Source organism: Streptomyces sp. CB02058 (genome assembly GCF_001905505.1).
Lineage (GTDB): Bacteria > Actinomycetota > Actinomycetes > Streptomycetales > Streptomycetaceae > Streptomyces.
This window is the reverse complement of the sequence record NZ_LIPG01000005.1, coordinates 241,842-265,205: the sequence shown is the minus strand read 5'-3', so window position 1 is coordinate 265,205 and position 23,364 is coordinate 241,842. Positions and strand designations below refer to the sequence as shown.

The following is a 23,364-nucleotide window of genomic DNA, read 5'->3' as shown; positions in this document are numbered from 1 at the left end:
AGCACCTCGCAGGCTCCGGCACACCCCTGGACATCCGCCGCGAACGACGGGGAGGCCCCGGGCCGCGCACACGCGGTCCGGGGCTTCGCCGTACCGCCACCCGGCCGCACACGCGCTGTTCACCCGGACGCCGCTTCACGCTCGCCCGCAGGTGGGACGCTCTCGCTCCGTCACTGTCGCGCAACGGAGAAACGATGCCCCCGAAGAGAACCTACGCCGCGCTCACAGCCGTGGCTGTCGCCGTCGGCACGCTGGCGGTCACGGGCGCGGCGAGCGCCCACCAGGAGACGCGGCGGCCCCTCGCCTTCGACCGCACCGCGACCTACCCGGTCTTCCAGAACCGGCCGGCCGGCGAGGACCCGTCCGCCGCGACCGTCGCCGAGATCTCCGCGACGAGCGAGGACGGCAGGACCCTGATCTACACCGACGCGCTCGCGCGCCGGATCGGCTTCCTCGACATCAGCCGGCCCGGAGAGCCGCGCGGGCTCGGCACGCTGTCGCTGGCCGAACTCGGCGACGCGGAGGACGAGCCGACCTCCGTCGCCGTGGTCGGCGACCACGTCCTGGTGGTGGTGAACACCAGCGCCGGCCACACCACCCCGTCCGGACGCCTCGACGTCATCTCGCTGCGCGACCGCAAGCGGGTCACCAGCTTCGACCTGGGCGGCCAGCCGGACTCCATCACCGTCACCAAGGACAAGCGGTACGCCGCCATCGCGATCGAGAACGAGCGCGACGAGGAGGCGACCCCGCCCGGAGGCGAGGAGGGCGACCTCCCGCAGGCCCCGGCCGGCTTCGTCCGCATCGTCGACATCGAGGGGAGCAAGCCCCAGGGCTGGAGCACCCGGTCCGTCCCGCTGACCCGCCCGGACGGCACGGCGCTCCCCGTGCTGGCCGACGCCGGTATCGCGGAACCCACCGACCCGGAACCGGAGTACGTCTCCGTCAACAGCCGGAACCAGCTCGCCGTGACCCTCCAGGAGAACAACGGCATCGCCCTGGTGGACCTGCCGACGGGCCGGATCATTAAGGCATTCGGCGCGGGTACGGCCACGGTGCACGGCATCGACACGGTCAAGGACGGAGTGATCGACCAGACCGGCTCGATCACCGGTGTGGCACGCGAGCCCGACGCCGTCAGCTGGGTCGACGACCGCTATCTGGCGACCGCCAACGAGGGCGACTGGAAGGGCGGCACGCGCGGCTGGTCCATCTTCGACAGCCGGACCGGCAAGGTCGCCTGGGACGCGGGCAACAGCTTCGAGCGGATCGCCGTACGCCACGGCCTGCACAACGAGGACCGCGCGGGCAAGAAGGGCACCGAGCCCGAGGGCGTCGTGGTCGCCACCTTCCGAGGCGTGCGCTACGCCTTCGTCGGCTCGGAACGCAGCAACTTCGTCGCCGTCTACGACCTGACCCGGCCGACCGCCCCCGTCTTCCGCCAGGTCCTGTCCACCACCAACGGCCCCGAGGGCCTGCTGCCGATCCCGTCGCGGAACCTGCTCGCGGTCTCCAGCGAGGAGGACGACGCCTCGGTCAACGTACGTGCCTCGGTGAGCCTGTTCGAGCTGGGCCGGGGCCCCGCCGCCGCGTCCCCGGGCATCGTCTCCGCCCCCGGCTCCACGGGCGCGCCCCTCGGCTGGGGTGCCCTCGGGGCCCTGTCCGCGGCCCCCGGCAGGCCGCACGAGCTGTACACGGTCACCGACGCGGCGTACGACGACACCCGCATCATGACCCTGGACACCTCACGCACCCCGGCGGTCATCACCCGGGCCCTCACGGTCAAGGACGCGGACGGCCGGCCGGTCGGCTACGACGCCGAAGGCATCTTCGCCCGGCCCCAGGGCGGGTTCTGGCTCGCCGTCGAGGGCGCGACGGGCGACGGCAACAAGCTGGTCCGGCTCGACCGCGACGGGGTGACCCGACAGGTCGTCACCCTCCCCGCCGACATCGCCGCGGGCCTGACGAAGCAGGGTTTCGAGGGAGTCACCGCCACCACGGACCGCACGGGCCACGAGGTCGTCTGGGCCACGCTGCAACGAGAGGTCAAGGGCGACCCGGCCGGAACGGTCCGGCTCGGCCGGTACGACGTCCGCGCGGGCACCTGGAGCTGGTACGGCTACCGGATCGGCACCACCGACACCCCGGGCGACTGGATCGGCCTCTCCGAGATCACGGTGGTCGGCGACAGGCTCGCCCTGATCGAACGGGACAAGCTCAACGGCCCGTCGGCCGCGGTCAAGCGGATCTACACCGTCGCCCTCCCCGGGTCCGCCGCCCCCTCGGGCCCGCTGCGCGTCCTGCCCAAGACGCTCGCCCACGACGTGCTGCCCGACCTGCGGGCGACGAACGGCTGGACCCAGGAGAAGCTGGAGGGCCTGACCGTGGGCGGAGACGGCCAGGTCTACGCCGTGACGGACAACGACGGAGTGTCCGACGCCACCGGTGAAACGGTCTTCCTGCGCCTCGGCTCCAGCAAGCGGGTCCTCGGCCGCGACTGACCCGCGGAACCCGCGCCCGACGAGGCAGCCGCACCGGGCCCATGGGAGCCCGGTGCGGCTACCGGCGCGGGTGGAGCGTGCGGTAGTACGTCCAGCTGGTCTCGTTCGGCTCGCTCCACTCCTCCGGCGCCCGGGCGAACTCCGGGTGCCGGTCGGCGATGTAGGCGCGGGTGCGCTCGGGGACCTCGGCGTACGAGCCGAGCTTGCGGCCCCGGCAGTGGAACGTGAGACCGCCGGGCCGCTGCCCCTGGGCCATCCACGGGAGCCAGGGGGACATCCGGGTCCACGACATGGTGGCCGGGACACCGGGCGCCGAACCGGCCAGGTCCGCGCGGTCGGCGAAGAACTGGAACAGCTCCAGGGCCTTGTACGTGTCCCCGGCCGACTCCACCGGGTACCGGGCCACCGGCAGCGGTGACGGATACGCCAGCGGGATCTCCAGGCTGAAGCAGACCTGCCCACCGAGCTCGGTCACAGGGATCGGGAACGGACGCCACCTCTGGTTCGCCGGATCGTTCCAGACGTGCACCACCGGCAGGTCCTGCCAGGTCTCCAGGATCTCGCGGCTCACCGGGTCCAGATAGAACGCGGCTTCGCGGGTGAGCAGTCGGTACGCGTCCGGACCGGCCTCGGTGTCCTGGACGAGGCGGGCGACATTGAGCCCCTCGAAGCCGAAGAGGCGCTGGTAGGGCTCGTCGGGTGCCCAGGAGTACACGTCGCCCGACCACCAGTACGTGACCTCCTCCCCGTCGAGGGAGGCGCGGGTGCGGGCGAAGGAGCGGAGCAGCCCTGCCGGTGTCGTCGTCATGGGAACCACTCTGCGCGACCCCCGTCCCGGCAGGGCGGAAAACAGCCAGGACCGGGCGCGTCCACGAACGGACGAACGGTCCCGCACACCGCTCGTCCGCTGCCGGTGCTGCCGGTGCTGCCGGTGCTGCCGGGAATACCGAACCGTGAGGTCTTTTTCGATCCTCGCCCCGACAGGTTTGTTCCGGTGTTTCGTGCAGAAAAGCGCTCGAAAGGTTCACCGTATTTTCGAGGGGGTTGAGGTGCGTAAAGGAGCTGGGGTGTCACACCCCCATGATATAGTCCTAATGAATTTACAGGACGCCACGAAAAAAGGGGAATGGCGTGAATACCGAGAAGGTCACGGCTCGACGTCTCACGGCCGAAGACGTTGCTGAATTGGGCCTCCAGGACGCCATCTTCGTCTCGGCGGAGATGGACGGCCTCCCTCTCGACTGCTACGCCCCGGCTTTTCTCACCGAGCCGGGTAAGAATTTCGAAGGAGGGTCCTTCGTCGCGAGGACGGTCTTCGGGAAGGAAATTCATGTCCTTCCGAACAATTCCGATGAGCCCGGGATCTGGATCGCCGACAAGGCGGGAGAAGAGATCGAGGTTCTCCAGAGTGCCGGTGTCCTCCTGAACCTCGCCCTTTTCGTTCCCGGCGGCAACAAGGAATCCCTGGATTCGCTCTACGCCGCCGCGCGGGATGCCTTCGGCGCGGGAATCGTCCAGCGCTGGAGCGAGGAGACCGTCGAGGTCCCGGACGTCAAGATCGACCTCTACGAGGAGCCGGCCCGGGCGCGGAAGAACACGAACAACCAGAACCGCGACCGCCGCGCCCTGGACATCTACCCGACCCGGGTGCGCTTCCTGGAGCCCAGCGACGGCTGGAAGTTCGTGGTCGAACCGCACAAGGAGATCGTCGACGACACACCGACGATCTGACCTGATCGCAGGTTGAGCTCGGCCCTCGCGGGAGCCCGTCAGCATGCTGACGGGCTCCTCCGCGTCCGCCCGGCCCGCGTCTCCCGGCCCCTCGCGCCCTCCCTCTGTCGCGGAACTCCCGCGTTTGTCGCCGGCCTCCCCCGGGTTCGTCCGCGATCCGTAACAGGGGCTGCTCACAGCGGTGTTCGTGTGACTTGATGAGGGCACGGCATCGGCGGAGGCAGCAAGGGGCGGGCGGACATGGCGAAGCACAAGGGAAGGGGATGGCACAGCAAGCTTCTCGCGGCGGGACTCGGGGTGACGGCGCTGGCCGCGGCCACCTCCGTGTGGACCGCACAGGCCGACCCCGCCGGAGGACGGCAGCCGCAGGCGCAGGCCGCGGCGCCGGAGACCCCGGCCAAGGTGTCGGCGGAGATCGCGCACGCGTCGGACCGAGGTGACCGGGGCGTCAACATCACGATCGACGACGGACCGGACCCGGCCTGGACACCCCAGGTGCTGCAACTGCTCAAGGACAACGGGGTGAAGGCCACCTTCTGCATGGTGGGCACACAGGCCAAGGCCTACCCCGACCTCGTCAAGAAGGTCGTGGCGGACGGGCACCGGCTGTGCGACCACACGGTCTCGCACGACACCACCATGGACACCAAGTCCGAGGAGTACCAGTCCCAGCAGATCCTGGACGCCGAACGCATGATCACCGAGGCGTCGGGCGGCGTCCGGCCGCAGTACTACCGGGCCCCCGGCGGCGCCTTCACCCCGTACAGCAGGCAGCTCGCCGCGTCCCGGGGCATGCGCCCGCTGGGCTGGAACGTCGACACCAAGGACTTCGAGCACCCCGGCGCGGCCACCATGGTCGAGACCGTCAAGACCGAGATCTCCAACGGGCCGACCATCCTCTTCCACGACGCCGGAGGCGAACGCTCCCAGACCCTGGAGGCCCTGCGCGAGGTGCTGCCCTGGCTCAAGGAGCAGGGCTACTCCTTCGGCTTCCCCGTACGCTGACCGACGAGCACGGAGCAGGCGGGGCGGAGCCGGGGACGCAGATCACGGTCTCGGGCAGCCTGCCGACCGAAGCGCCCCCGGACAGTCGTCAGGGCCCGGACCGCGTGTCGCGGTCCGGGCCCTGCCGCTTGCGTGCCGCTCTGCGGCGGTGGCACGTCAGCTCTGCGAGGTCTCGTCGCCGGTCTGCCCGTCGCCCTCGGCCGCACCCGTCTTCTCGCGCATCTTGCGCACCAGCTCCGCCTTCAGGTCGGCGGCACCCTTGCGGTCGAGATTGCGGTGCGGACCGTTGTTCTGCCGCTCGGCACGGGACAGCCGCTTGCGCTGGCCGCCGCCCATGCCCACGGGGTTGTTGATGTTCTTGCTCACGGTCATGGGTTCTCCCGGAATGATGCGAAGTGATCTACGGACTCAACGGTGGGGGACGGGTGCGGCGACGTCGAGGGGACGTCCGCTGGGTCCGTCACGCTCGCACTCGTACATCACATGACAAAGACGTTACCCGGTTCCGTGGACCCCGCACGCCAGGCCCTTCACCACCCAGGGCGCCGTCATGGTGGCGTCACGCTCCTCGTACTGCTCTTCGCCGGAGCCGGGTGGCCGTCCTGGGCGCTCACCCCGTCGCGACGGCGACCGGCCACGACGCCTCGGCGACACGGTGCCTGAACCGGCTGTCCTCCTACCGAAGTCGTGCTTTGCTGGGCCGGTTTGACGGTCCGGCGGGTCCGGACGGAGCACCGCCGGGAAGCTCGACGAAAGAGGAAGGCCGACGATGATATCGACGCTCGCCAGAACCCGTCCGTGGCCACTGCCCCGGTGGTCCGCCTCCCCGCGTTCCTCCGCGCCGGGCAAGCGTGCGGCCGGCGTGCTGCTCGCCGTCGCCGCCTGCGTGGCCGCGCTGCTCGCGCCCGCGCAGACCGCCGACGCGGCGACCGTTCCCACCACCCCGGTGTTCAACAAGCCGGCCGGCACCACCGCCGAGCAGCAGGCCATCCTCACCCAGGTCCGCTCCGTGATCGCGAACGCGGACAGCGGCTCGGTCCTGCGGCTCGCGATGTACCACCTGTGGGACGAGACGGTCGCCGCGGACCTCGGTGCCGCGAAGGCCCGGGGCGTCAGCGTCAAGGTCGTCCTCGACGAGAGCACCCTGGAGTACCCGTCCTCCTACGACCTCCTGAAGAGCAGCCTCGGCACCAGCACCTCCGCCGCCTCCTGGGTGGCCCTGTGCGCCAAGGGCCGCTCGTGTCTCAGTACGGAGACGACGGGCATCAACCACAACAAGTTCCTGCTCGCGAGCAGCGTCGGCGGCGGCGCCCAGAAGAACGTCGTCGTCCAGCTCACCTCGAACCTGACGCCGTCCAACTACAAGCGCTACTGGAACAGTTCGGTGACCGTGGCGGGCAACACCGCCCTGTACGACGGATACGTGGACTACTTCACCCGCCTCCCGGCCCAGAACCGCACCGCCTGGTCCTACACGTACGGCAACGCGGGCGACTACAAGTACTACTTCTTCCCCCGCGCGGGCAGCGACGCGACCACGGACACCGTGGTCAACGCGATGGACAACATCACCTGTCGCTGGACCGACTCCGCGGGCACCGCGCGCCGCACCACCGTCCACGCCGCGATGCTGAAGATCACCCGGCAGGCCGTCGCGGACAAGCTGCGCGCGCTGGCGGGCCAGGGATGCCTGATCGATCTGGTCTACAGCGAGAGCGACTCCGGCACCTGGAACGCCCTGCACGGCGTCTCCGGCATCACGAACCGCTGCTACCAGCACGACGACGACGGCGACGGCGGCGCCGAGACGCCCAACCGGATCGTGCACTCCAAGAACTGGATGGTCGACGGCATGTACGCGGACACCGTCCAGAAGGTGATGTTCACCGGCAGTCACAACTGGAGCGGCCCGGCCCTGCGCAACAACGACGAGGCCATGCTCCGCATCACCACCCCGGCGGTCTTCGACGCGTTCGAGTCCAACTTCCAGGCCACACGGTCCGCCGCCGTGCCCGGCACCAGCGACAACGTGACCGCCTGCAAGAGCTGACAGCGCCCGGACCCGCCGCCGTGCGGAACGCACACCGGTGCGCGTTCCGCACGGGGTGGCGCCGCCGAGGGACTGCCCGCCGCGGTGATGGGGAACAGCGCACCGCCGGTCGGGCGTCGGCCCGACGTACATCGATCGGAGTAGCCGTGTACTCCGCTGACGCAGGCGCGAAAGACGCCCCGGGGACGATGTTCCCGAGGGGAGGCCGGACCTACCGTCTGGCCCCATGACCAAGACATTCTCTCTGGCGGGCTTCGCCCTCGCCGTCCTCGCCTTCACGGTGTCCGATGCGGTCAACAGGGGGTACGACCCGTTGGCCGAGACGATCAGCAGGTACGTCAACCTGCCGCACGGCTGGCTGGTGACCGTCGGCCTGCTGGCGGTCGCGGCCGGGTCGGCGGCCCTGGCCGTCCGCGTCACCGGCGATGGATGGGGTGGGTGGCTGCTGCGCTGCTGGGCGGGATGCGTACTCGTCGCCGCTGTCTTTCCGGCGGACCCGCCGGGCAACTGGAGCAGCCCCTCGGTCTCCGACGGGGTGCACGGAGTCGCGGCCTGGGCGGGATTCCTCGCGTTGGCGACCGCTGTCGTCCGGCTGACCGTCGTATGGCGGCGCGATCCGGCGTGGGCCTCGAAGGCGCGCGGGCTGACCGTACTCGCGTGGGCGTCGTCGGTGGCCTTCGTGCTGTTCGCCGTGGCGATGGTGGACAGGGCGGCCCTCACCCACACGGCTCCTCTGGGTCTGGCCGAACGTATCCTCCTCGTCCTGAATCTCGCCTGGCTGGCTCTGGCCGCCACCTCGGCGCAGTCACGGCCCTCGGCGTCGGGCACGATGGGGCGCATGACGTCAGGCATCGTCAAGTGAGCCCCCGTCCGCAGACCGGGTGGCACCCCCGGCTGGTGGACCTGGCCCTTGCGCTGCTGACCGCCGTGGGTGTCGGTGCGGGTCCCGCCGCGATGGGCGCACCGCCGACGTGGCACGGCACGTTCGGCCTCGGTGTGATCCTGGGCGGCCTGCTGCTGGTCCGCAGACGCCGCCCCGTGCTCGTGCTCGTCCTGTCCGCCGCCGCGCTGGTCGGCTACCGAAGTGCCGGTCTGTTCGAGGGCGGCGCCGTCTGGCCGCTGACCGTCGCCCTGTTCACCGCCGCGCTCAGCCGCCCGGTCCGGGCCGCCGCCGTCGGCGCCCTCACCTTGACATGCGGCGTGGCCCTGCAAGGGCTCGACGCCTCCGAAGTCCTCGCCCGAGGGGGCGTCGAGCTGCTCTGGCTGGCCCTGGTGTCGGCCGCGGCGAGTTCCTGGCGCCAGTACGGCCGTTGGCGGGCCGAACACCAGGCCCGTCTCCTGCAACTGGAACAGACCCGGCTCGTCGAGCAGCGCCTGACCATCTCCCGGGAGGTTCACGACGTGGTCGCCCATACGCTGGCCGTCGTCGGCGTCCACCTGAACGTCGCCGTCGAGGCCCTGGACGATTCGCCCGAGGAGGCGCGCGCCGCCCTGCGCACCGCGATCGCCGTGCGCAAGCAGGCCATGACCGACCTGAAGACGTTCGTGGGTGAGCTCCGCGACGTGCCGCAACACGGCTTGGAGTCCGTCTCCGGACTGGTCGCGCAGGCCGAGGCCGCCGGGTTGGAGGTGAGCTACGTCTCGGAGGGCGACCCCGAGGCCGTTCCGGCGGCCCAGGCGCTCACGGCCTACCGGGTCGTCCAGGAGGCCGTGGTCAACACCCTGCGCCACTCCGACGCGGGGCGCCTCACCATCCGGATACAGGCCCGGCCGCGAACCCTGGCGGTGCGGGTCACCGACGACGGGCGCTCAACGGCGGCCCTCACGGAGGGGCACGGCCTGACCGGTATGCGCGAGCGCGTCACGGCCCTCGGGGGAACCCTGCGTGTCGACGCCGGCAGCGGCTTCGCGGTACAGGCCGTCCTGCCTCTGACGGACCACGTGACAGGCTTGGCGCCATGACCATCAGCGTGCTGCTCGCCGACGACCAGGCGCTCGTGCGGGCGGGGTTCCGCAGCCTGCTCGCCCGCGCCAGGACCCTGGCCGTCGTCGGCGAGGCCGCCTCCGGGGAGGAGGCGGTACGGCAGGCCGCCCTGCTGGGGCCGGACGTGGTGCTGATGGACATCAGGATGCCGGGCATGGACGGCATCCAGGCCACCCGCCGCATCCTGGCCGAGCTGCCGACGACCAGGGTGATCATCCTGACCACGTTCGACACCGACGAGCACGTCTTCGAGGCGCTCCGAGCAGGCGCGAGCGGCTTCCTCACCAAGGAGGTCGAACCGGCCGAACTGCGCCGGGCGGTCGAGGTCGTCGCGGCGGGCGACTCCCTGCTGTCACCGGGCGTCACCCGCCGAGTCGTCGAACGCTTCACACACCGCCCCCGGCTCACCGCCACCCTGGACGCACTGACGGCGCGTGAGAACGAGGTGGTCAGGCTGGTGGCGGAAGGACTGTCCAACGACGAGATCGCCGCCGCACTCGTGATCAGCCCGCTGACCGCGAAGACTCACATCTCCCGGGCCATCACCAAGCTGGGCCTGCGCGACCGCGTGCAACTGGTCATCACCGCCTACGAGCACGGTCTCGTCAGGGCCTCGCGCGCCGGTGATCGATGACGGCCGGAACCGAGCCCCAGGTTCGCTGCCCTGTGGTGGGCCGGGGGCGGTCCAGGAAGGGAAGACGGCCAAGGTGGTGCGGAGACGGCGCGCGACCTCGGGCCGGAGCGGGTGGCGAGGTTGGCGGGGGCACACCGTCCGCCGGCGGGCCCGGGGGGACGCTGACGTGCGGGAGGGCACACCGGGGTTGCGGTACCTGGCCGCCGTACCGCACGATCCGTACGGGGTGACCATGGAGCGGCACGAGCTGGAAGCGCTGTTGACCGGTGACGACGAGGCGACCGCGACAGCTCTGGCCGCCGTCCGCAGCGGAGCCCCGTACTCGGTGGAGGAGCGGGTACAACCCACCGGTGCGCATGCCGGAGTCTTCAGCCGCCGGCTCCAGCGTCTGCGGAGGCAGGGAATCGAACCTCCCGGGCTGGAGCGAGCGGTGCGGCTCATCAGGGAACACGGCCGGCCTGTGCGCTCAGCGCTGATCGATCCTGACAATCGGACACGGTTCACCCTGCTGTTCCTCACCGAGGACGGCAGCGCACTGGTGGCCTGCGTCAGCTGGCCGCTGCCACTGGTGGTCAGGGAGCCACCGCTCCAGGACGTCGCTTCGTGCGGGCCTCGCCAGGGCTGTCCGGCCGCGGCGGACAGCGGCGAATGACGTCCCGCATCCGCCCTCGTCGACGCTGTACCCGTCCCCGAAGCTCCCCAGGGGCCATCCGGGCCCACTGTGCACCGTTGTTGACCGGTACGTAGTGTCACAGCGCAGTTCGGGGCCCGTGCCCTGCGCCGAAATCAATTGTCCGGGTCTTCCGCGGAGTGCTGGGATGAGGGCATGAGTCTTCCGCCCTCCGGGGCTGCCGAGGCCGTCGTCCGTGTCCTGGTCCGCGATCTGACGCCCGCTGACCTGCCGGACTGCGCATGGTCCGGCTCGGCGACCCATCTGGTCTCGGTGGCACGTGAGTTGGAGCGTGCGGCGGCCGGGGAGGTGGACTACCTGGCGGTCTGTACTCCGGCGGGTCCGCCGGTGGCGATCGGCGGTGTCGACTACCAGGTCGCGGCCGGTGCCGGAACGCTGTGGCAGCTCGGGGTGCTCCCGGCCCTCCAGTCGTGCGGTCTCGGTACCGTCCTCATCCGCGCCGCGGAGGACCGCATCAGGTCACGCGGTCTGCGCCGTGCGGAACTCGGTGTGGAGGAGAGCAATCCACGCGCCCGGGCGCTGTACGAACGCCTGGGGTACGTGGCCTGCGGCAGCCGGCCGGACGCCTGGGACGTGGAGGCGCAGGACGGTTCGCTGCGCCGGTACGAGACCGGGTGCACGCTCATGCGCAAGGACCTGTCCTAGGGGGACGGCAGGGCTCTGGAGGTGCTGACGGGAAGCCGACGCGTCAGAAGGGAGGCTCGAGATCGCCGCAGCCATCGCTGCCCCCGGCCCCGGCTCTCCTCCCGGAAAGGCTCGGCGGCGGGGACGTCGTGGCGCCCGCAGACCGGAGCGCCCGAGGCTCAGGCGCCGCCGGAACCGCTCGGTTCCTGGTGCCCGCACTCCAGCTTCCTGCCGCCGGCGTCGACCACCTCGTAGTCGAGGATCATGTTGTAAGGGTCGCCGTCCTCGTAGAGCCACACCGTGATCAGACCCGCCGCTACGACCACCGAGAACTGCACGTTGCCGTCGCTCAACGGCACCACTTCGAAGGAGTCCGCGGGCCTCATCCAGAAGTCCTCGCCGTACGGCTCGACGAGCAGGCGGACATCCGTGTCGCCCGCGTTCTGCACGGGCAGTCTGTTCCTCACGCGTTCCACCTGGTGGAGTACTGGCCGTCGTGGCTCCGTAACTGCGGCCCGGCACCGTTCAGGGTATCGAGCAGGCGGATCGCGTGGACCTCGGGCATGCGCTCGGTGGTCCGCCCGGACCACGCAAGGTGGAGCGGCAGATGCACGGGGCCGTGCTGGGGGCCGGCGAGTTCGGAGAGCGCTGCAGGCAGGCGGCGGGCGAATCTGGCACGGCGGAGATCGGGAAGACCGGGCTGGGATGCCATGCGTCGATTTCCAGGAAGAGCCGGCGGCGAGCTGCTTTGTCCATGGGCAACGCTCCCGCGAGCACGACGCGGCGGTGGACAGGTGACGCGTCAGCGGCCCCGGAGACCGACCGCCAGCGTCAGTTCGAGGACCCGGTGTGGTGAAGCGAGATCGGGGAACAGCTCCCGGAGCTGCGACATCCGGTACCGGACCGTCTGGGGGTGGACGAACAACGCCGCCGCGACCTCGTCCCGTCTGCCCTGGTGCAGCAGCCACGCCCGCAGCGTCTCCTCCAGCCGTCGTGCGGTCGCGGCAGGCAAGGTCTGCAACGGCGCGAGGGCTCGGGCACGCAGGTCTGCGAACGCGTCCGCGTCGGCGCTGAGCACCAGGGCGGGCAGGTGGTCCTCGGTGTCGCGAATCTCGGAGGAAAGCGAGCGCGCGCGTAGGGCTCGTGCGTACGAGGCGGACGCGTGGGTCCATGGCCGGGCCGGGCCGACCACGGCGGAGCGGTCGGTCAGCTGCCGTAGGAGACGTGATCGGTCGGCATCGGGGACGAGGAGCACACCGGTGTCATCCGGCAGATCGTCGAGGACGAGGGTGTTCGGGTCGAGTGTCCGGTAGGCAGGCCGGGCCTGGGCGGCGGGCAGGAGGACGGCGGTCAGCGAAGCGGGAGGCTGCCACCTGGCCCGTCGGCCGGAGGCCAGCAGCGCGTCCGGGCTCGCGCCGGCGAGGAGATCGCGGGCCAGGTGTTCCAGGTGGCGCTCGTGGGCTCTGCCCCGGGCGGCCAGTTCGTCGGCGTGGCCCGCGGCGCTCGCGGCGGAGAGCTCGTCGATGTAGGCGAAGGTCAGCTCGGCGAACTTCGCGACCTCGGCGGCGGGCAGACCCGCTGGGACGGCACCCGCTGCCAGACATCGCCAGGCGACCCGGGCCCCGACGCGGTAGGCGCTGAGCAGGGCGTCCATCGAACGGCCGTCGCGCACCTCGCCGCGGCCCAGTTCGTAGGCGGCGTCCCCGGCGTCGCCGCCCGTGGCGTTCCCGCTCGCAAGGTCCAGGTAGTGCCCCAGGGCGGTGCGGACGGCTCGGCGGATGGTGGCGCCCATGCGGCCCGACAAGGCACGGGCGTAGGGAGGAACCTCGTCGATGATCGCCTGGACGACTTCGTCGGCGGTGGCCTTCAGCGCGGCTCGAAGGGCGGTGACCGTCGTCTCGTCCAGGGTCAGTTCGCTGGCTCTCCGGAGTGCATAGCTCATTTTTTTGTTCCCTGCGAACAATTCAGCCGACCAGATTTACGTCCTGTGGTCAGGACTTTACGCCTGGAGGCACAGCAAGCTGGAGTCATGACGAGTACAGCCCTCCGCGGCAGGGCGTGGAAACTGCTGGAGATGGTCACGACGCCGCTGCTGCCGTCGGACTACCTCGACCTGGTCAGCCCGCTCCGTACGGGCGCCGACCTACGGGGGCGCATCGAGGCCGTGCACCCCGAGACGAGTGACGCCGCGACCGTGGTGATCAGGCCGGGACGGGCATGGCGCGGCCACACAGCCGGTCAGTACGTGCGGATCGGGGTCGACGTCGACGGGGTGCGCCTGTGGCGTGCCTACTCCATCACCTCGCCGACGAACTGCCGGGACGGCCGTATCACGATCACCGTGAAGGCGATCCCGGACGGCAAGGTCAGCAATCACCTGGTCCGCAGAGCGAAACCGGGCACGCTGATCCAGCTCGACCAGGCGACCGGTGACTTCGTCCTGCCGCGGGCCAAGCCCGCCAAGGTGCTCTACCTGACGGCCGGCAGCGGCATCACGCCCGTGATGGGCATGCTGCGCGCCACCGAACTCGACGACGTCGTCATGGTCCACTGCGCGCCACGGCCTCAGGACGTGATCTTCCGCAAGGAACTGCACCGCCTGGTCGTGGACAAGAAGCTTCGGCTCACCGAGGTGCACACCGACACCGAGGGCAAGCTCGACATCGCCCGTCTCCAGGAACTCGTGCCCGACTGGGCCGAGCGCGAGACCTGGGCCTGCGGGCCCGCAGGTCTCCTCGACGCCGCCGAAGAGCACTGGACCGAACAGGGCGTCCGAGAACGCCTGCACACCGAGCGGTTCCGCGCCGGCATCGTCGTCGCCGGCGAGGGCGGCGAGGTCACGTTCAGCGCCACCGGCAAGACCATCGACGCTGACGGTGCCACTCCGTTGCTCGACATCGGCGAGGAGGTCGGCGTGCTCATGCCCTCCGGGTGCCGTATGGGCATCTGCTTCGGCTGCGTCACGCCGCTCAAGGCCGGCGCCGTCCGTGACCTGCGTACCGGCGAGATCACCGAGGCCGAGCCGGGCGTCCTCATCCAGACCTGTGTGTCCGCCGCGGCGGGCCCCTGCGACATCGAACGGTAGGAGCACCGTGACCGCCATCGACCCCACCGCCCACCTGACCGCGGAGCAGATCGAGGAACTGGGCCGCGAGCTGGACGCCATCCGCGACGAGGTGATCGCCGACCGCGGCGAGAAGGACGCCGCCTACATCCGCCGGGTCATCTCGGCGCAGCGCAAGCTGGAGCTGGTCAGCAGGGGTGTGCTGCTGTTCTCGATCTTCCCGCCCGCGTGGCTGATCGGCACCGCCGGGCTGTCCGTGGCGAAGATCATGGACAACATGGAGATCGGCCACAACGTCCTGCACGGCCAGTGGGACTGGATGCGCGACCCGAAGATCCACTCCACCACCTGGGAGTGGGATCACGTCTCGCCGTCCGACCAGTGGAAGCACTCGCACAACGAGCTGCACCACACGTACACCAACGTGATCGGCAAGGACAACGACCTCGGCTACGGCATCATGCGCGTCGACGAGGACCAGCGGTGGCACCCCTTCCACCTCGGCCAGCCGCTGTGGAACTTCCTCAACGCCTGCTTCTTCGAGTACGGCATCGCGGCGTACGACCTGGAGCTCGGCAAGAACCTCACCAAGCGCCGCCGCAAGAACCCGGAGTTCCGCGCGCGGGCCAGGGCCGTGGGCCGCAAGATCCGCAAGCAGGTGCTCAAGGACTACGTGATCCACCCGCTGCTGTCGGGCCCCTCGTTCCTCACCACACTCGGCGCCACGTTCACCGCGAACCTGGTCCGCAACCTCTGGACCCACTCGGTGATCATGTGCGGGCACTTCCCCGAGGGCGTACAGGTCTTCGAGCGCCGGTCGATCACGGGCGAGACACGCGGGCAGTGGTACCTGCGCCAGATGATGGGCTCGGCGAACATCAGCGGCAGCAAGGCCATGCACTTCATGACCGGCAACCTGTCGCACCAGATCGAGCACCACCTGTTCCCGGACCTGCCGAGCAACCGGTACGCCGAGGTCGCGGTGAAGGTGCGCGCACTGTTCGAGAAGTACGAGCTGGAGTACGTCACCGGCCCGCTGCCCAAGCAGGTGTTCTCCGCGTGGCACAAGGTCTTCCGGCTCGCACTGCCGAACAAGCAGCCCAAGGCCGGAACGCCGGACCGTGAGCAGGACCTCATCGCCGCCTGACTCCCCGGCGGCACCTCCAGCCCTTGGCCGCCGTCACTGCTGCGCCACGACGGCCTACTCGGCCAGTAGGGTTCGTTCCCTGCTGCCCAGGTCCTACAGCTTGGTGAGCGCACGCCGGACAGCAACCGAGGGGGAGCTTCTCCCGCCGCCCGCCGGCGACATCCGGACTCGCTCCGGGCCGAAAAGAAAGCCCCGGGCCTCCGGCCTGGGGCTTTCATGTGGAGCGGGTGACGAGAATCGAACTCGCGCTCTGAGCTTGGGAACCAATGGTTCCTGGATTGTCGCAGGGGACCTGACCTGCGATTTCGGATCGGCCAGGGGGCGGCTTCCGGTCTCTGAGAGCCATATCTGACCGCTGTTGTCCGCTCCGCTGGGCACGGATGGGGCACGAGAGCCGGCAGCGCGACGCGTGCTCCGAGCGGGCCGGCTGGTCAGAGAGGGATGATGCGAACCTGGCTGCCGCAGAGCTTGGCCATGTCGTCGCTGTCGGAGGTCAGCAGGGCGACGGGTTTCGGCTGGCGGAGCGCGACCTCGGCGACCGTGGCGTCGATGGCGTACTTGTGCCCGTGCAGTCTGGCGCCCTTGAGGAGCTCCGCCGCTGTCGCCGCTTGCCCGGTGACCTGCGCACCCATAGCGGACCGTCACCGTCCCAGTGCGGCTCCCCCGTTCACATGCACGATCTGCGCCGTCATGTACGCCGCTTCAGGTGACGCCAGATAGTGCACCGCAGCGGCGATGTCCGAGGGCCGGCCCGCCTGGCCCGTCAGCGACTGCTTGGTCCGGGCGGCGACGAAATCGGGCGTGGCCCGGTCGCCGAAGAACTCGGTGTCGGCTACGAAGCCTGGGGCGACCGCGTTCACGGTGATGCCCTGCGGGCCGAGCTTCTGCGCCAGGTCGACGGTGTAGGTGTTGATGGTGGCCTTGGAGCCGCCGTACGAACCGGGGCCGCGCAGCGCGGCGATGGACGACATCTGGATGATCCGGCCGCCGGGCCGGGTGAGGTGCGGCAGCAATCCTTCGGTGAGCAGCACGGCGGTGAGCACGTTGGCCTCGAAGTTGCGGCGGAAGCTGTCCGCGACGCCTTCGAGGGTGCCGTCGTGGGCCGGTGCGACGTTGCCGCCGGCGTTGGCGACGACCACGTCGACCTGCGCGCCGCCCGCGGTGCAGAACTCCACGGCTCTGCGGGCCTGGCCGGGGTCGCTCAGATCGGCGGCGACCCAGGACGCCGTTCCCGCACCGTGCGCTGCGTCGAGCTCTCCGGCGGTTTTCTCCAGGGGCCCCTCGCGCCGCCCGATGAGGACGACGTGGTCGCCGTCCGCCGCAAAGACCTCGGCCACCGCCCGCCCGATCCCCGTGCCGCCACCCGACACCACGACCCTGCGCTGCCCCACGAGCCCACCCCATGTCCTCGTTTATGAACGACGGTCACATCTCTGTCCGTCGCACGGTACGACCGCCGGTGGTCGGCGTCAACGGGCAGGTGCCGCAGGCTCCTCAGCCGGATGGCGGAGCCGCGATCCGCTCCCACATCCACCCTTCGCACCGGGTCGCCGATCCGGAACGGATCGCAAGAGGCCTTTGCCGTTTCGATCTTGAGTGCGGTGTGATCGAAAGCGCCTGGCAGGCCGGGTGATTCCGCGATCGTTGTACATGAAGACAGGGCCCCTGGCGCAGTTCGGAGTTGCTGAGGCTCGAGTGCGCCAGGAGCCCTGCTGGCCTTGTTGTACGTGCCGGTGCCCGTGGACTTCAACTCGTCCGACGTGTCGTGCGATTGTCTCGCTCGCCGCTTCGGGAACGCGGCCGACCGGCCCGACCGGTCCGGCCTACGACTCGAATCTGGCGGATGCCGAGTGACAGCGGATCCGGCCGTCGCTGCAGGTGCCCCGGTGGCTGGAGGACCGGGGCGGCTCGCCGGACGGTCAAGGCCGACACGGTCGTCGGCGCCGGTCCCCGGGGCCTTGACGGCGCCGAGAAGATCAACGGCAGGCGACGGCACCTGATTCGCGACACCCTCGGCCTGCTGTTGATGATTGACGTGACCGCGGCAACGTCCTCCATGCGATCTGGGTTCTCGGTCGCGACATCGAGGTCCTGACTGAGCCGGTCCACCGGGCCGTGTGCCTGGACCGCGTAGCCGACGGTGAGCGCGAGGGGGTACGCGTCGCCCACGGCGAGTACGTCCGCAAGTAAGTGGCGATGCAGGTCGGTGAGGTTCACGCAGTGGCTCGCGCGCTGCCGCCCGGCTCGTCGAAAGTACTCTCCCGGACTTCACGGACCTCTCGGCCGACCAGTGTGCGCGGTGTGGGCCACGGGCCGACGAGAAGGTCCTGGTCGAGGTGCTGAATCAGGTCGTCGTGCCGGCCCTCGGCCAGGAGGATGCGGTAAAGGCTCATCCGCCCGCAGCGACCTGCTTCGTCCGCAGGCCACGCTCCAGTGGGAACGATGCGGGCCCGATCGGCGGCTGCCCCGCCAGCTGCGAAGTTGCCAACAAAGAAGCCCCCGGTCGCTGGCCTGGGGCTTTCATATGGAGCGGGTGACGAGAATGGAACTCGCGCTCCGAGCTTGGGAATCAGCGGTTCTTGGGATGCCAGAAGGGGTCTGACTGGGGTTTTGCAGCGGGTATGTGGATGGGCTCCTGTCTCTGAGAGCCGTATCTGACCGCTGTTGTCCGCTCTGCTGGGCAAGGATGGGGCACGTCGACTGTGGGGCGTCAGTCCGAGGTTCTGTGCTGGACCGGGTGACGGAAAACGGAACGGGAGCCACCTGTGCTGTAGACGCTCCGGTGGCGCAGACGTCAGGCCCAGAAGGCTTCGGTGACGACGATCTGGGGATCGGTGTGGCGCCGCATGAAGGTGTAGATGAGCCAGCCGCGCCCGCCGGCCAGGTCGACGATGTGGGGACCACCGGGGCTCGTGGAGGCCAGCGGTCGGACGGTCATCCAGTGCGGGAGCGAGGCATCGGCGTCGATCCCCCGGAAGTACGGGTCTTCGGCGGTGATCAGTTCCGCACGGGCACTCATGATCAGGTCACTGCCTTCGGCAGGCATGTTCTGGAAGTCGTGCTGCGCCTGCTTCGTCCAGTCCATTTGCCAAGGCGGCCGGAGTGGTTCGTCGATCACTCTCCGGGCTTCCTCTCAGCGGCTTCGTGCCGGAGGCGGCTGTACTCCTCCAGAAGCCGGAGGGACTCTTCGGGGTCCTCGGACTTGGCGGCGCAGGCTTCGAGGTCGCGAAGGTGCGCGTCGAGGACGGGATTTCGCGCGATGGCGTACTGCGTCCACCACAGACGCATGAAGGCCGGCACCGGGGTGATGTTGAAGGCGTCGCCGATGACGCGCTTCCAGTGAGCCTCAAAGTCCGGGAGCAGGTGCGGAGTGTGTTCCTGAATCGCCAACCGAAGTGCTTGAGGCGTGTGTTCGGGCATGGGCGGCAACCGCAGGGGTTCCCCCTCGTACCCATCGAAGTTGAGTGCGTGGGCGGGCATGGTCCGTGCTCCTTGCTGTGGGGGCGGGTCAGGCCGCCTCGTGTCGGCCCTCGTGTGGCTGGCGCCCGCGGGCCATCTGCTCGAACCACTCGGCCGGCACCAGGTAGGCGACCGTCTTTCCCTTGCGGGTGATGGCGGCGGCCTCGCCGGCGATCCGGGTCCGGTCCAGGATCTCGCCCATCCCCTTGCGCAGGTCGATGGTTGTGTACGTCTTCGTCTCCATATGCTGAAGCATATAGCAACTATCATAGTTGACATACATGCCGGTGGGGGTGCGACGGCTGGAGGAGGCCAACGGGCACGTCGGGTGCGGAATGGGCGCGGGGTACCTGATCGGGCTTGTGGCAACAAAGAAGCCCCCGGCCGCTGGCCTGGGGCCTTCATGTGAAGTGGGTGACGAGAATCGAACTCGCGCTCTGAGCTTGGGAATCAGCGGCCTGGCGTGCACCGCGCTGAGCCCGTCCGGCCTCCATGCGGCCATCAGTCTTCGTGCGGAGTCTCCAGCTCTTGAAGCCGTTCGCCGATGTCGCTGGCCCATGCCTGCGCCCACTTGCGCAGCCCGGTGATCGCTTGTTCGTCGAGTCCGTAGGCGGCGAATTCCGTGTCGTCGATCCAGTCGGCTCCCATCAACCGCGCTTGGAGCTCGCTCAGGTCGAAGGAGTCGCGCGCGTGGCGCCGACCGAGCTCTTCGAGTTCGATATGGCTCCAGCGGTTCGCGGCAGCCTGCACGTCGATCAGGTCCCTGGCGAGTCCGCGGTCGAAGAGTGCGCGAACTTTTGTTCTGACGACATCTTCGAGGGACAGCACCAATCCGTGCTCGGTGTGTACGGGCGGTCGCCAGAGCGCTTCCTTGAGGATGTCGACCTCGCACTGTTCGTGACTGACGGGATCAGTGACGATCAGGCGTGCGGAGAGCGGGTCTGTTTCCCGAGCGCTGACCTGCCACCCGTGTTGTTCCAGGCCGGCGCGCACGGCAGCAGCAATGTCCTCCATACGATCGGGGTTCTCGGTCGCTACGTCGAGATCCTGGCTGAGCCGGTCGACCAGGCCGTGTGCCTGAACTGCGTAGCCGCCGGTAAGTGCCAGAGGGTAGGCACCGCCTACGGCGAGAACATCAGCCAGCAGGCGACGGTGCAGGTCGGTGAGGTTCACGCAGCAGCCTGGGCGCTGTGAGCGAGCTCGTCGAAGGAGTGTTCCCAGACTTCACGGACATCACGACTGATCAGTGTGCGCAGTGTGGGCCACAAGCTGACGAGGAGGCCGCGGTTGAGGTACCGGACCAGGTCGTCGTGCTGGCCCTCGGCCAACAGGATGCGGTAGTAGCTCATTCGCAGCCGTGGCTGGTCGAGGTCGAACGTCGTCAGTCCCGACCATGCCAGGTGAAGCGGCAGGCTCACCGTGCCGTGCTCGGCGCCGGCAAGCTCGGAGAGCGCTGCGGGCGTTCGCCGGGCGAACCTGGCACGGCGGAGATCGGAAAGACTGGGCTGTGATGCCATACGTCGATTATCCAGGGAGAGGCCACCGAAGCCGACCGGACGCATCCAAGCCGACCAAACAAAGAAGCCCCGGGCCGTTGGCCTGGGGCTTTCATGTGGAGCGGGTGACGAGAATCGAACTCGCGCTCTGAGCTTGGGAAGCTCATGTTCTACCATTAAACTACACCCGCGAAGCGCGCCGATGATCGGCAGTGCATCGTCGCACACTGTACCCCATCGCAGGCCCCCGGTGTATTCGCCGTGGGGCCCGTGTCACGTTGCGCGGGGTGGACGCGGTTGTGGGTGGCGGGAGTTGGGGGCGTAGCGTACGCAGTCGGAGTGCCGCCTGGAGTGGCGTCCTGTTCATCCCCTAATGTGGCGGTCTCGTCCATGGCTGGTTGGGGAAGGGACTTGATGGAGTCGATGGAGCGCACCGTCGTCCGCTGTGCCGAAGGGCACGTTTTCGCTACCTCTTCGTTCCCGATGCAGCAGCTCGGGTCCGAGCGGATCGGTCCCGGGAGGCTCATCCGCTGTCCGCGCTGTGCGCGGCTGAGGCAGGCGGTTCCCGTGGCGTTCGAGGAGCGCTAGCGGCGTCGGAGGGTGTCGTAGGTCTGTAGGCAGGCGCGCGCGGGACGGTCCGATTGGGGGCGGCTCGCGCGTTCTGCGTATCCTCGGTGCGTGCTTCTCTCAGATAAGGACCTCCGGGCCGAGATCGACGCCGGGCGGGTTCGCATTGACCCGTTCGACGCTTCGATGGTGCAGCCCTCGAGCATCGATGTGCGGCTCGACCGCTACTTCCGGGTGTTCGAGAACCACCGCTATCCGCATATCGACCCCGCCGTCGAGCAGGTGGACCTGACGCGTCAGGTCGAGCCGGACGGCGACGAGGCGTTCATCCTTCACCCGGGCGAGTTCGTCCTGGCGTCGACGTACGAGGTCATCTCGCTGCCCGACGATCTGGCGTCGCGGCTGGAGGGGAAGAGCTCGCTGGGGCGGCTCGGGCTGGTGACGCATTCGACGGCCGGCTTCATCGACCCCGGATTCTCGGGGCACGTGACCCTGGAGCTGTCGAATCTGGCGACGCTGCCGATAAAGCTCTGGCCGGGAATGAAGATCGGGCAGCTGTGCATGTTCCGGCTGACCTCTTCGTCGGAGTTCCCGTACGGATCCGAGCGCTACGGATCGCGTTATCAGGGCCAGCGAGGGCCGACCGCCTCGCGTTCGTACATGAATTTCCATCGGACACAGGTGTGATGCGGTATGGCTGGTGAAGAGCGGGAGAACCTGACGTACGAGGCCTTCGGGCATGCCGTGCGTGAGCTGGCGCAGGCGGTCGCCGACGACGGCTACGAGCCGGACGTCGTGCTGAGCATCGCGCGGGGCGGGGTCTTCGTCGCCGGTGGACTGGCGTACGCCCTGGACTGCAAGAACATCCACCTGGTGAACGTCGAGTTCTACACCGGGGTGGGCACCACCCTGGAGATGCCGGTCATGCTGGCGCCCGTTCCGAACGCCATCGACTTCACGCGGAAGAAAGTCCTCATCGCCGACGACGTCGCCGACACGGGCAAGACGCTGAAGCTCGTCCGGGACTTCTGCATCGACCATGTGGCCGAGGTGCGCAGCGCGGTCATCTACGAGAAGCCGCAGTCGCTCGTGAAGTGCGAGTACGTGTGGAAGAAGACCGATCAATGGATCAACTTCCCGTGGAGCGTGGAGAAGCCCGTCGTGCGCCGTGAGGGGCAGATTCTCGACTCCTAGGCTCTCGAACCCCTGGGCACGCGCGCGACGAGAGACAGGCGCGAGAGAGACAACAGGAGGGGCCCCGGTGCACCGCACCGGGGCCCCTCCTGTTGCGTCGGGTCAGATCGTGCCGAGCTTGATGATCGAGAGCAGCGCGATCAGCTGGATCGCCGAGGCGCCCAGGGCCTTAGGCCACGGCAGGTCGTGCGACTTGCTCACCATGGACGTGAACAGCGCTCCGGCGGCCAGCCAGGTGATCCAGCCCAGGATCTGGACCAGGGAGTTCTCGCCGCCCAGGAACAGGGCGAAGACCAGGCGGGGCGCGTCCGTGATGGACATGATCAGCATCGACAGGCCCACGGTCGGCTGCCACGAGCCCGTGCCGCCGAGCTGGCGGGCCAGGGTGTGGGTGACCGCGCCGAGGACCAGGCCGCCGATGACGAAGCCGATGCCCGTGAAGATCACGTACGGGGCGGCAGTGGAGACCTCCGCGTGGATCGCCTCGTCGCGCGCCTGGTCGAAGCCGAAGAGCGCGAGCAGGCCGTAGACGAACGTGACGACGATCGCGGTGCCCCACACGGGGTAGTCGCGCATCTGCCAGAACGTCGGGCCCGGCCGCATCACGATGCCGCTCAGCAGCTGCTTCCAGTGCAGGCGGGGCCCCGACGGCTGCGCGGGGGCCTGGCCGGCCTGGTAGGTGCTGCCGTCGCCGTACGGGTCCTCGTTGATGCTGAACGCCTGGGTGTGCCCCGGGGCGTTGGCGTAGGGGTCGTGCTGCGAGGGCTGGTGGTGCGGGTCGCCGAAGTACTCCGGCTCGCCGTGCCCGCCTCCGTGTCCGTGCCCACCCCCGTGTCCGTTGCCGCCGTGCCCGCCGCCGTACGAGGCGCCCTGCGGGCCGCCGTACGGTGCGCCGCCGTTGCCCCCTGCCGGGGGCCACGACTGCCCGCCGTACGGCTGCGATGGTGCCTGCGCGCCGTACGGCTGTTGCTGCTGCGGGTGTTGTTGCGGTGTGCGGTTGTCCCGGCCGCGTCCGATCCTGAATCCAGCCACCCATCGAACGTACCTGGTCCGTACGGGTATGGGGCGGGAGCCGGGGGAACAGGGGTGCCATTGCGGCCTAGCTGTGACATCCCCTAGGGGGACCCTGGGGGGACAGCCCCACCCCCGGGGGTACTCCCGGAGCGGCCCGGGAACGTCCCGTATGCACCGAAGCGGCCGGTCCTGCCCCCGAGGCA

General features: G+C 69.4%; 25 protein-coding genes, 1 tRNA gene and 2 pseudogenes. 13 read left to right on the top strand and 15 right to left on the bottom strand.

Annotated features, from left to right (window positions below; all coding sequences use genetic code 11):
- The first annotated feature begins 194 nt into the window (after positions 1-194).
- The gene (locus tag AMK10_RS26175) at positions 195-2,501 is read left to right on the top strand and encodes an esterase-like activity of phytase family protein (protein ID WP_073750411.1); all 2,307 of its coding nucleotides are present in this window, start codon (positions 195-197) and stop codon (positions 2,499-2,501) included.
- Positions 2,502-2,559: 58 nt separating this feature from the next.
- Here the strand turns inward: AMK10_RS26175 and AMK10_RS26170 are convergent, their stop codons facing one another.
- Positions 2,560-3,309, bottom strand: a complete 750-nt coding sequence (locus AMK10_RS26170) for a DUF1838 family protein (RefSeq protein WP_073750410.1) — start codon at positions 3,307-3,309, stop codon at positions 2,560-2,562.
- Positions 3,310-3,632: 323 nt separating this feature from the next.
- Between AMK10_RS26170 and AMK10_RS26165 the strand changes: the two genes are divergently transcribed.
- A complete protein-coding gene (locus tag AMK10_RS26165; protein WP_073750409.1) occupies positions 3,633-4,232 on the top strand; it encodes a hypothetical protein in 600 nt (199 codons plus the stop codon).
- Between the two features lie 240 nt (positions 4,233-4,472).
- On the top strand, positions 4,473-5,237 hold the full coding sequence (locus AMK10_RS26160) for a polysaccharide deacetylase family protein (protein WP_073750408.1): 765 nt from the start codon (positions 4,473-4,475) through the stop codon (positions 5,235-5,237).
- A gap of 156 nt (positions 5,238-5,393) precedes the next feature.
- On the opposite strand, the gene AMK10_RS26155 is transcribed toward AMK10_RS26160, so the two are convergent.
- Entirely contained in the window at positions 5,394-5,609 is a 216-nt protein-coding gene (locus tag AMK10_RS26155; protein ID WP_073750407.1) for a DUF6243 family protein, read from the bottom strand.
- A 397-nt stretch (positions 5,610-6,006) separates the two neighbouring features.
- On the opposite strand from AMK10_RS26155, the gene AMK10_RS26150 reads away from it, so the two are divergent.
- From AMK10_RS26150 to AMK10_RS26125, 6 genes are all read left to right on the top strand, one after another.
- Entirely contained in the window at positions 6,007-7,287 is a 1,281-nt protein-coding gene (locus tag AMK10_RS26150; RefSeq protein WP_079180878.1) for a phospholipase D-like domain-containing protein, read from the top strand.
- 226 nt (positions 7,288-7,513) lie between these two features.
- On the top strand, positions 7,514-8,149 hold the full coding sequence (locus AMK10_RS26145; RefSeq protein WP_073750406.1) for a DUF998 domain-containing protein: 636 nt from the start codon (positions 7,514-7,516) through the stop codon (positions 8,147-8,149).
- A complete protein-coding gene (locus tag AMK10_RS26140) occupies positions 8,146-9,249 on the top strand; it encodes a sensor histidine kinase (protein ID WP_143194988.1) in 1,104 nt (367 codons plus the stop codon). Before AMK10_RS26145 ends, AMK10_RS26140 begins: the two co-directional genes overlap by 4 nt.
- On the top strand, positions 9,246-9,905 hold the full coding sequence (locus AMK10_RS26135; RefSeq protein ID WP_073750405.1) for a response regulator transcription factor: 660 nt from the start codon (positions 9,246-9,248) through the stop codon (positions 9,903-9,905). The genes AMK10_RS26140 and AMK10_RS26135 overlap by 4 nt, the downstream gene beginning before the upstream one ends.
- A 166-nt stretch (positions 9,906-10,071) precedes the next feature.
- On the top strand, positions 10,072-10,557 hold the full coding sequence (locus AMK10_RS26130) for a hypothetical protein (protein ID WP_241839687.1): 486 nt from the start codon (positions 10,072-10,074) through the stop codon (positions 10,555-10,557).
- Positions 10,558-10,731: 174 nt separating this feature from the next.
- Positions 10,732-11,241 (top strand): GNAT family N-acetyltransferase, encoded by a 510-nt coding sequence (locus tag AMK10_RS26125; protein ID WP_073750404.1) that lies wholly within the window; start codon positions 10,732-10,734, stop codon positions 11,239-11,241.
- A gap of 158 nt (positions 11,242-11,399) precedes the next feature.
- Here the strand turns inward: AMK10_RS26125 and AMK10_RS26120 are convergent, their stop codons facing one another.
- The 3 genes and pseudogenes from AMK10_RS26120 to AMK10_RS26110 form a co-directional block, all read right to left on the bottom strand.
- On the bottom strand, positions 11,400-11,687 hold the full coding sequence (locus tag AMK10_RS26120) for a hypothetical protein (protein WP_241839686.1): 288 nt from the start codon (positions 11,685-11,687) through the stop codon (positions 11,400-11,402).
- Positions 11,688-11,794: 107 nt separating this feature from the next.
- Positions 11,795-11,932: pseudogene (locus AMK10_RS37770) on the bottom strand (transcriptional regulator); the annotation flags it as partial.
- Between the two features lie 90 nt (positions 11,933-12,022).
- Entirely contained in the window at positions 12,023-13,162 is a 1,140-nt protein-coding gene (locus AMK10_RS26110; protein WP_073750402.1) for a PucR family transcriptional regulator, read from the bottom strand.
- Between the two features lie 87 nt (positions 13,163-13,249).
- On the opposite strand from AMK10_RS26110, the gene AMK10_RS26105 reads away from it, so the two are divergent.
- Together AMK10_RS26105 and AMK10_RS26100 are read left to right on the top strand one after the other, a co-directional pair.
- Positions 13,250-14,305, top strand: a complete 1,056-nt coding sequence (locus tag AMK10_RS26105) for a ferredoxin reductase (RefSeq protein WP_073750401.1) — start codon at positions 13,250-13,252, stop codon at positions 14,303-14,305.
- Positions 14,306-14,312: 7 nt separating this feature from the next.
- Entirely contained in the window at positions 14,313-15,431 is a 1,119-nt protein-coding gene (locus tag AMK10_RS26100; protein WP_073750400.1) for a fatty acid desaturase family protein, read from the top strand.
- Between the two features lie 431 nt (positions 15,432-15,862).
- Here the strand turns inward: AMK10_RS26100 and AMK10_RS26095 are convergent.
- The 9 genes and pseudogenes from AMK10_RS26095 to AMK10_RS26050 form a co-directional block, all read right to left on the bottom strand.
- A pseudogene (locus tag AMK10_RS26095) lies at positions 15,863-16,051 on the bottom strand (DNA-binding protein); the annotation flags it as partial.
- Positions 16,052-16,072: 21 nt separating this feature from the next.
- A complete protein-coding gene (locus tag AMK10_RS26090; protein WP_073750399.1) occupies positions 16,073-16,822 on the bottom strand; it encodes an SDR family NAD(P)-dependent oxidoreductase in 750 nt (249 codons plus the stop codon).
- Between the two features lie 822 nt (positions 16,823-17,644).
- Complete coding sequence (locus AMK10_RS37095; protein ID WP_107428503.1) at positions 17,645-17,824, bottom strand: transcriptional regulator; 180 nt, start codon at positions 17,822-17,824, stop codon at positions 17,645-17,647.
- A gap of 401 nt (positions 17,825-18,225) precedes the next feature.
- A complete protein-coding gene (locus AMK10_RS26075) occupies positions 18,226-18,516 on the bottom strand; it encodes a hypothetical protein (RefSeq protein WP_079180876.1) in 291 nt (96 codons plus the stop codon).
- A gap of 29 nt (positions 18,517-18,545) precedes the next feature.
- Complete coding sequence (locus AMK10_RS26070) at positions 18,546-18,911, bottom strand: hypothetical protein (RefSeq protein ID WP_073750396.1); 366 nt, start codon at positions 18,909-18,911, stop codon at positions 18,546-18,548.
- Positions 18,912-18,939: 28 nt separating this feature from the next.
- The gene (locus tag AMK10_RS26065) at positions 18,940-19,134 is read right to left on the bottom strand and encodes a type II toxin-antitoxin system Phd/YefM family antitoxin (RefSeq protein WP_073750395.1); all 195 of its coding nucleotides are present in this window, start codon (positions 19,132-19,134) and stop codon (positions 18,940-18,942) included.
- A gap of 257 nt (positions 19,135-19,391) precedes the next feature.
- Positions 19,392-20,063, bottom strand: a complete 672-nt coding sequence (locus tag AMK10_RS26060; protein ID WP_073750394.1) for a nucleotidyl transferase AbiEii/AbiGii toxin family protein — start codon at positions 20,061-20,063, stop codon at positions 19,392-19,394.
- Entirely contained in the window at positions 20,060-20,407 is a 348-nt protein-coding gene (locus AMK10_RS26055; RefSeq protein ID WP_073750393.1) for a transcriptional regulator, read from the bottom strand. Before AMK10_RS26055 ends, AMK10_RS26060 begins: the two co-directional genes overlap by 4 nt.
- A 96-nt stretch (positions 20,408-20,503) precedes the next feature.
- Positions 20,504-20,577, bottom strand: a tRNA-Gly gene (locus AMK10_RS26050).
- 487 nt (positions 20,578-21,064) lie between these two features.
- Between AMK10_RS26050 and dcd the strand changes: the two genes are divergently transcribed.
- Positions 21,065-21,640 (top strand): dCTP deaminase, encoded by a 576-nt coding sequence (gene dcd / locus AMK10_RS26040; protein WP_033296629.1) that lies wholly within the window; start codon positions 21,065-21,067, stop codon positions 21,638-21,640.
- Positions 21,641-21,646: 6 nt separating this feature from the next.
- Entirely contained in the window at positions 21,647-22,147 is a 501-nt protein-coding gene (locus AMK10_RS26035) for a phosphoribosyltransferase (protein ID WP_073750391.1), read from the top strand.
- A 102-nt stretch (positions 22,148-22,249) separates the two neighbouring features.
- Here AMK10_RS26035 and AMK10_RS26030 read toward each other — a convergent pair whose 3' ends face one another.
- The gene (locus tag AMK10_RS26030; RefSeq protein WP_073750390.1) at positions 22,250-23,179 is read right to left on the bottom strand and encodes a Yip1 family protein; all 930 of its coding nucleotides are present in this window, start codon (positions 23,177-23,179) and stop codon (positions 22,250-22,252) included.
- Positions 23,180-23,364 lie beyond the last annotated feature (185 nt).

Excerpts from the sequence above, each read along its gene's own strand:
- AMK10_RS37095 (WP_107428503.1), bottom strand. The coding sequence starts at position 17,824 with ATGAGCCTTTACCGCATCCTCCTGGCCGAGGGCCGGCACGACGACCTG.
- AMK10_RS26160 (WP_073750408.1), top strand. The coding sequence starts at position 4,473 with ATGGCGAAGCACAAGGGAAGGGGATGGCACAGCAAGCTTCTCGCGGCG.
- AMK10_RS26055 (WP_073750393.1), bottom strand. The coding sequence starts at position 20,407 with ATGGCATCACAGCCCAGTCTTTCCGATCTCCGCCGTGCCAGGTTCGCC.
- AMK10_RS26155 (WP_073750407.1), bottom strand. The coding sequence starts at position 5,609 with ATGACCGTGAGCAAGAACATCAACAACCCCGTGGGCATGGGCGGCGGC.
- AMK10_RS26135 (WP_073750405.1), top strand. The coding sequence starts at position 9,246 with ATGACCATCAGCGTGCTGCTCGCCGACGACCAGGCGCTCGTGCGGGCG.
- AMK10_RS26065 (WP_073750395.1), bottom strand. The coding sequence starts at position 19,134 with ATGGAGACGAAGACGTACACAACCATCGACCTGCGCAAGGGGATGGGC.
- AMK10_RS26070 (WP_073750396.1), bottom strand. The coding sequence starts at position 18,911 with ATGCCCGCCCACGCACTCAACTTCGATGGGTACGAGGGGGAACCCCTG.
- AMK10_RS26125 (WP_073750404.1), top strand. The coding sequence starts at position 10,732 with ATGAGTCTTCCGCCCTCCGGGGCTGCCGAGGCCGTCGTCCGTGTCCTG.
- AMK10_RS26175 (WP_073750411.1), top strand. The coding sequence starts at position 195 with ATGCCCCCGAAGAGAACCTACGCCGCGCTCACAGCCGTGGCTGTCGCC.
- AMK10_RS26145 (WP_073750406.1), top strand. The coding sequence starts at position 7,514 with ATGACCAAGACATTCTCTCTGGCGGGCTTCGCCCTCGCCGTCCTCGCC.
- AMK10_RS26075 (WP_079180876.1), bottom strand. The coding sequence starts at position 18,516 with ATGGACTGGACGAAGCAGGCGCAGCACGACTTCCAGAACATGCCTGCC.
- AMK10_RS26150 (WP_079180878.1), top strand. The coding sequence starts at position 6,007 with ATGATATCGACGCTCGCCAGAACCCGTCCGTGGCCACTGCCCCGGTGG.
- AMK10_RS26105 (WP_073750401.1), top strand. The coding sequence starts at position 13,250 with ATGACGAGTACAGCCCTCCGCGGCAGGGCGTGGAAACTGCTGGAGATG.
- AMK10_RS26170 (WP_073750410.1), bottom strand. The coding sequence starts at position 3,309 with ATGACGACGACACCGGCAGGGCTGCTCCGCTCCTTCGCCCGCACCCGC.
- AMK10_RS26110 (WP_073750402.1), bottom strand. The coding sequence starts at position 13,162 with ATGAGCTATGCACTCCGGAGAGCCAGCGAACTGACCCTGGACGAGACG.
- AMK10_RS26035 (WP_073750391.1), top strand. The coding sequence starts at position 21,647 with ATGGCTGGTGAAGAGCGGGAGAACCTGACGTACGAGGCCTTCGGGCAT.